Raw genomic sequence first — 6,327 nt, forward strand, 5'->3', positions numbered from 1 at the left:
CAGCAATTGTCCTATCGAAATGGCTAATTTTGTAAGTAAAAGTCAATACGGGATTACCATCTATATATAATTTTGATCCATTTACAACTTCACTTTGAAATGTAAAAGCAACATGATGCCAAATGTTATCGGCTAAATTAATGTTTGTATTTTTTAAACTTCCCGAAATCCATTCAAAAGCAATTAACTCATTACTATTAAGAAAAATTCCATAGTTATATTGTTTTACAATAATTCCTCGGTAGCTAGTTCCTGCATCAGAAGTTTTAATCCAAGCTTCAATAGTGCCTTGGGTTAGGTTTAAAGATGCATTATTTGTTCCTAGAACATAATCGTTAACACCATCAAAATTTAAAGATGTTTGGGCTTTTAAACTAAATAAAGCAAATGCAAAAACTAATAGAAAAAGTAATTTTGTTTTCATAACAAGGAAGGTTAAAAGTTAGTTTTTTTGAAATAAAAAATGGAGGGGCTACTATAAAATTAACAATCAATAGAATTAATTAGAATGATATTCATCATTTAAACAAAAAAAACCACTGCGAAAGCAGTGGTTTTTTGAATTTTTTTACGATTTGGTGATTTATTTTACCATTTGAAAACTACGTTTTATAAAATCCGTTAGTTCTTGTCCTTTTAAAAGGTTTTGAGATAAACGTGCTAAATCAAAAGCTTGTTTAATTAAACGTTCTTGTTTTTTCTCGGTTTTAGTATTTAAAATTTCACTAATTAATTCGTTATTAATATTAATTACTAAATTGTACATTTCTGGGAAATTACCCATTCCCATAAATCCACCACCACCAGTTGCTTGCATTTCTTTCATTCTACGCATAAATTCTGGTTGCGTAATAATAAATGGATTTGCATTAGAATCTAACGCTTCTAATTGCACTGTGTAGGTTTCTTTTGGAATTGCAGCTTCAATAATTGGTTTTAGTTTTTCTTTTTCTTCATCAGAAAGTTTACTAATTTTCTCTTCATCTTTATTGATTAAATTATCAATATGATCGGCATCAACTCTTGCAAAATGAATATTTTCTTTACTGCTTTCTAATTTTTGAATTAAATGCGAAACAATAGGAGAGTCTAATAATAAAACTTCATAACCTTTTTCTTTTGCAGCATCAATATAACTGTGTTGCGTTTTTTCGTCAGAAGCATAAAGTATTACAACTTTGTTATCTTTATCTGTTTGTGCTGGTTTAATTTTTTCAATTAACTCATCTAAAATAAAGTACTCGTTGTTTACTGTTGGGTACAATGCAAATTTGTCAGATTTTTCGAAGAATTTTTCTTCAGAAAGCATTCCGTACTCAATAATAATTTTAATATCATTCCACTTTTCTTCAAAAGCTTTTCGGTCGTTTTTAAATAAACTCACCAATTTATCAGCTACTTTACGTGTAATGTAGCTAGATATTTTTTTAACTGCTCCATCTGCTTGTAAATAAGAACGAGAAACGTTTAAAGGAATATCTGGTGAATCTATAACACCACGTAGCATTTGTAAAAAGTCTGGTACAATTCCTTCTACATTATCCGTTACAAATACTTGGTTTTGGTATAATTGAATTCTATCTTTTGTTGGATCTACGTTTTTGCTAATTTTAGGGAAATATAAAATTCCTGTTAAGTTAAACGGATAATCTACATTTAAATGAATATTAAATAAAGGTTCTTCAAATTGCATTGGGTACAATTCTCTGTAAAATTCTTTATAATCTTCATCTTTTAAATCAGCCGGACTTTTTGTCCAAGCTGGAGTTGGATTGTTTACAATATTATCTACTGTAATTTTTTCTGGTTTTGCATCTTCTGCAGCACCTTCTGGTAAAGGTAAAGTTTCTTCTTTTGTTCCAAATTTAATTGGAATAGGCATAAACTTATTGTATTTATTTAAAAGTTGCTTAATTCTGCTTTCTTCTAAAAATTCTAAAGAATCATCATCAACGTGTAATACAATTTCAGTTCCTCTTTCTGTTCTATCAGTTTCTTCTAATATGTATTTTGGACTTCCATCACATTCCCAACGCACTGCTTTTGAATCTTCAGCAAAAGATTTTGTGAAAATTTCAACTTTACTAGCCACCATAAATGATGAGTAAAATCCTAATCCAAAATGACCAATAATTCCAGAATCTTCTACTTTATCTTTGTATTTTTCAACAAATTCTTCAGCTCCAGAAAAAGCTACTTGGTTAATATATTTTTCAACTTCTTCACCAGTCATACCAATTCCTTGGTCAATAATTCTAATTTCTTTTTTATCCTTATCAACTTTAATTTCAATTATAGGTGTACCAATATCACCTTTAATTTCACCTAAAGTAGAAAGGTGTTTTAGTTTTAACGTTGCATCGGTAGCATTCGAAATTAATTCACGTAAAAATATTTCGTGATCCGAATACAAGAATTTTTTAATAATAGGAAAAATATTTTCTGCCGTTACATTTATGTTTCCAGTTGCCATATGTATATATTTTTTTAATTTATTATGAATGCTTGTTTATAGTCAAATAGAATACCAAACAATAAATTGTGACAAACTGACACTTTTTTGACAAAAAGTAGTATCTTGTTTTTTGAAAAATGAACTCTTTTTAATTTAATTTTAAGCGTACTTAATAATGAATTTAGACTATGATTATGTAATAATTGGAAGCGGATTTGGAGGTTCCGTAAGTGCTTTGCGTTTAACTGAAAAAGGGTATAAAGTATTGGTAATTGAAAAAGGTAAATGGTTTAAAGGTGAAGATTTCCCTGATAATAACTGGCAATTAAAAAAATGGATTTGGGAACCAAAACTTGGTTTAAAAGGTTTTTTTAAAATGACTTTTTTAAACCACGTTACAGTTTTATCGGGTGTTGGTGTTGGTGGAGGATCATTAACCTATGCAAACACGTTGCCAATTCCTAAAAGTGAATTTTTTAAAACAGGAAGTTGGGCAAGTTTAAATAATTGGGAAACCTTGTTACAACCATTTTACAAAACAGCCTACAAAATGTTAGGTGCTGAGGTAAATCCAAAGCTTTTTGATGCCGATAAAACCATACAAAATATTGCTAAAAATTCTGGTAAAGAAGCTCATTTTGAACCTACAAAAGTTGCTGTATATTTTGGTGAAACGGGCAAAACTGTTAGCGATCCTTATTTTAATGGCAAAGGACCAGACAGAACTGGTTGTATACATTGTGGCGCTTGTATGACAGGCTGTAAATTTAATGCAAAAAATACCTTAGATAAAAATTACTTGCATTTAGCACAACAATTAGGAGCAGAGATTTTAGCCGAAAAGGAAGTTGTTGATGTTACAGTTTTAGGAAATGTAGATGGATCGGATGGTTATAAAATAGCATATAAATCAAGCTTAGGAAAAAAGGAAAATGGAAGTGTAACAACAAAAGGAGTCATTTTTTCGGGAGGAGTTTTAGGAACCGTTCCGTTATTATTAAAATTAAAAGCAACATCATTACCTAATTTATCTAATTGTGTTGGAAGGTTTGTTAGAACAAATAACGAATCGTTGCATATTGTTACATCAACAGATAAAAAGCCAAAAGATTTTTCAAAAGGAATTGCTATTGGATCTATTTTACATACCGATGAAAATAGTCATATAGAACCAGTACGTTATGGAGAAGGTTCTGGTTTTTTTAGAACGTTATCAATTCCATTTGTATATGGTTCAACAGTGTTTTCACGAGCTTTAGGATTAATGAAATTAATTTTTACAAAGCCTAAATTAATTTTTAAAACAGTATTTGCTAAAAATTATTCGGAAAGATCTACAGTATTACTTTTTATGCAAACTTTAGATAGTACGTTACAAATAAAACTAGGAAAAGTGACCAAAATGAAAACAGAGCAGGAAGAAGGAGAAACACCAAGTGCATTTATTCCTGAAGCAATTAAATTAAGTGAAGAATATGGAAAAGAGGTAAATGGAATTCCGTACGCAAATATTACAGATATGTTATTAGGAACACCAACAACAGCACATATTTTGGGAGGTTCGGTAATGGGAGAAAGTGTCCAAAAAGGTGTAATTGATAAAAATTGTAATGTATTTAATTATAAAAATATGATGGTTTGTGATGGTTCTATTATTTCTGCAAATCCAGGAGTAAATCCGTCATTGTCTATTACGGCAATATCAGAATATGCAATGAGTACTATTTTAAATAAATCTGAAAAACTATAAAATTGCATACTTTTATGGTTTTAAATTGATAATAGTATGAAGGAAAATGATTTTATTTTAATTGATGGATTTAAACATTTAAAATACCATCAGAAGGATATGTCTGAAAACGAAATGATTGATATATCACAAAAGTTTTTCGAAACAATGCAAACAAGAAGATCTGTTCGTTATTTTTCTAATAAAACTTTTCCCATTAAAATTATTGAAAATTTAATTAAAACGGCTTGCACAGCTCCTTCTGGAGCCAACAAACAACCTTGGACCTTTTGTGTGGTACAAAACCCAGAAATAAAAAAGAAAATTAGAGAAGCGGCAGAGGAAGAAGAGCGCAAAAGTTATGCGGAAAGAATGAGCGAAGAATGGTTAAACGATTTAAAGCACTTAGCTACAAACGCAGAGAAACCATTTTTAGAAATTGCACCTTATTTAATTGTAGTGTTTAAAAAACCGTATGATTTAGATGAAAATGGTATAAAACATCAAAATTATTATGTGAATGAATCCGTAGGTTTGGCTTGTGGTTTTTTAATTTCTGCAATTCACAAAGCTGGTTTAGTAACGTTAACGCATACACCAAGTCCAATGCGTTTTTTAGAGAAAATTTTAAAAAGACCATCAAATGAACGCGCTTTTTTACTATTACCAGTTGGGTATCCTTCCAATAAAGCGTATGTTCCAGATATTTTAAAGAAACCTTTAAATGAAGTAATGGAAGTGTATTAAAAAAAAATAGTTTTCTTATTAAAAAAAGGTGTTAAAACTTCTTGAATATTTTTGGCAAATACTGTGGTATTTTATATTTTTTGGATTTGTATATTTGGACTCTTATTCTAAAAATGAGATATGAAGTTAAACCCCATAATGTTTGTTGGAACCGGATCAGATGTAGGAAAAAGCATAATTACAGCAGGAGTTTGTAGAATTTTAAAGCAAGAGGGCTATAATCCAGCACCATTTAAAGCGCAAAATATGTCTTTAAATAGCTTTGTAACACCTGATGGTTTGGAAATTGGGCGTGCTCAAGCGGTTCAGGCTGAGGCTTGTGGAATTCCGTGTCATACAAATATGAATCCTGTTTTATTAAAGCCAACTTCTCAAAAATCTTCTCAAATTGTTTTAAATGGTAAGCCAATTGGAAACCAAACGGCCAACGATTATTTTTTAGGAAATAATAAAGAAAATTTATTTAAAGAAGCACAAAAAGCGTTTGATGCATTGGCAAAAAAATATGCGCCAATTGTAATGGAAGGTGCTGGAAGCATATCTGAATTAAATCTTAAAAGTAGAGATATTGTAAATTTAAGAATGGCGGCATACGCAAATGCCAATGTGTTTTTAGTAGCTGATATTGATAAAGGAGGTGTTTTTGCAAGTGTTTATGGATCTATTGCGTTGCTTGAAGATTGGGAACGAAAATTAATTAAGGGTATTATTATAAATAAATTTAGAGGTGATATAAGTCTTTTTGAGCAAGGAAAAGAGATTATTGAAAATCTTACTAAAATTCCTGTAATTGGTGTTGTGCCTTGGGCAACAGATATTTATATTGAAGATGAAGATTCCGTAGCTCTTAAAACGAAAAAAGATGCTGTAATAAATGATAAAATAAATATAGCCGTAGTGTTATTGCCTCATATTTCTAATTATACCGATTTTAATATGTTGGAGCGAGACGAAAGAGTGCATTTATTTTATTCAAAAAGCTCAGATGAAATTAGTAAAGCTGATATAATTATTTTACCAGGAACAAAAAACACTTTAGCCGATTTGCAGTTTTTACGTAAAGAAGGTTTGGCAAAAGTTATTTTAAATGCTTTTGAAAACAATAAAAAAGTAATAGGTATTTGTGGTGGATATCAAATGATGGGTTTAGAAGTAAGTGATACTTTTGAAGTTGAAAGCACCGATAAATACGTACCAGGCTTAGGGTTGTTACCTATAAAAACTGAAATGACTCAAGAAAAACATACAATTCAACGGATTTTTAACTATAAAAATTCAAAAGAAATTTGTCATGGGTACGAAATTCATATGGGAATTTCAACAACTACCAAACCGTCTCCATTACTTTCTATTAATGGTGAAGATGAAGGTTATTTATTATCTAATAATTGTTGGG

The 6,327-nt window shown here is 30.0% G+C and carries 5 protein-coding genes; 3 read left to right on the forward strand and 2 right to left on the reverse strand.

Annotation, left to right across the window (positions count from 1 at the left end; genetic code table 11):
- Together ABY298_RS14105 and htpG are read right to left on the reverse strand one after the other, a co-directional pair.
- On the reverse strand, window positions 1-424 hold a 424-nt coding region (locus ABY298_RS14105; protein ID WP_372746701.1), incomplete at its 3' end, for a LamG domain-containing protein.
- Between the two features lie 159 nt (window positions 425-583).
- Window positions 584-2,473 carry a molecular chaperone HtpG gene (htpG, locus tag ABY298_RS14110; RefSeq protein WP_372746702.1) on the reverse strand — a complete coding sequence of 630 codons (1,890 nt, stop codon included), beginning with the start codon at window positions 2,471-2,473 and terminating at the stop codon, window positions 584-586.
- A gap of 157 nt (window positions 2,474-2,630) precedes the next feature.
- Here htpG and ABY298_RS14115 point away from each other — a divergent pair, with 157 nt between their 5' ends.
- The 3 genes from ABY298_RS14115 to ABY298_RS14125 form a co-directional block, all read left to right on the forward strand.
- Window positions 2,631-4,205: a GMC oxidoreductase gene (locus ABY298_RS14115; RefSeq protein ID WP_372746703.1), complete on the forward strand. Its 1,575-nt coding sequence runs from the start codon at window positions 2,631-2,633 to the stop codon at window positions 4,203-4,205.
- A gap of 36 nt (window positions 4,206-4,241) precedes the next feature.
- Window positions 4,242-4,931: a nitroreductase family protein gene (locus ABY298_RS14120; protein WP_372746704.1), complete on the forward strand. Its 690-nt coding sequence runs from the start codon at window positions 4,242-4,244 to the stop codon at window positions 4,929-4,931.
- Window positions 4,932-5,051: 120 nt separating this feature from the next.
- Window positions 5,052-6,327: cobyric acid synthase (locus ABY298_RS14125; RefSeq protein ID WP_372746705.1), on the forward strand; the 1,276-nt coding region annotated here is incomplete at its 3' end.

This window comes from Lutibacter sp., from assembly GCF_041596795.1.
In the GTDB taxonomy this organism is placed as follows: Bacteria; Bacteroidota; Bacteroidia; order Flavobacteriales; family Flavobacteriaceae; genus Lutibacter.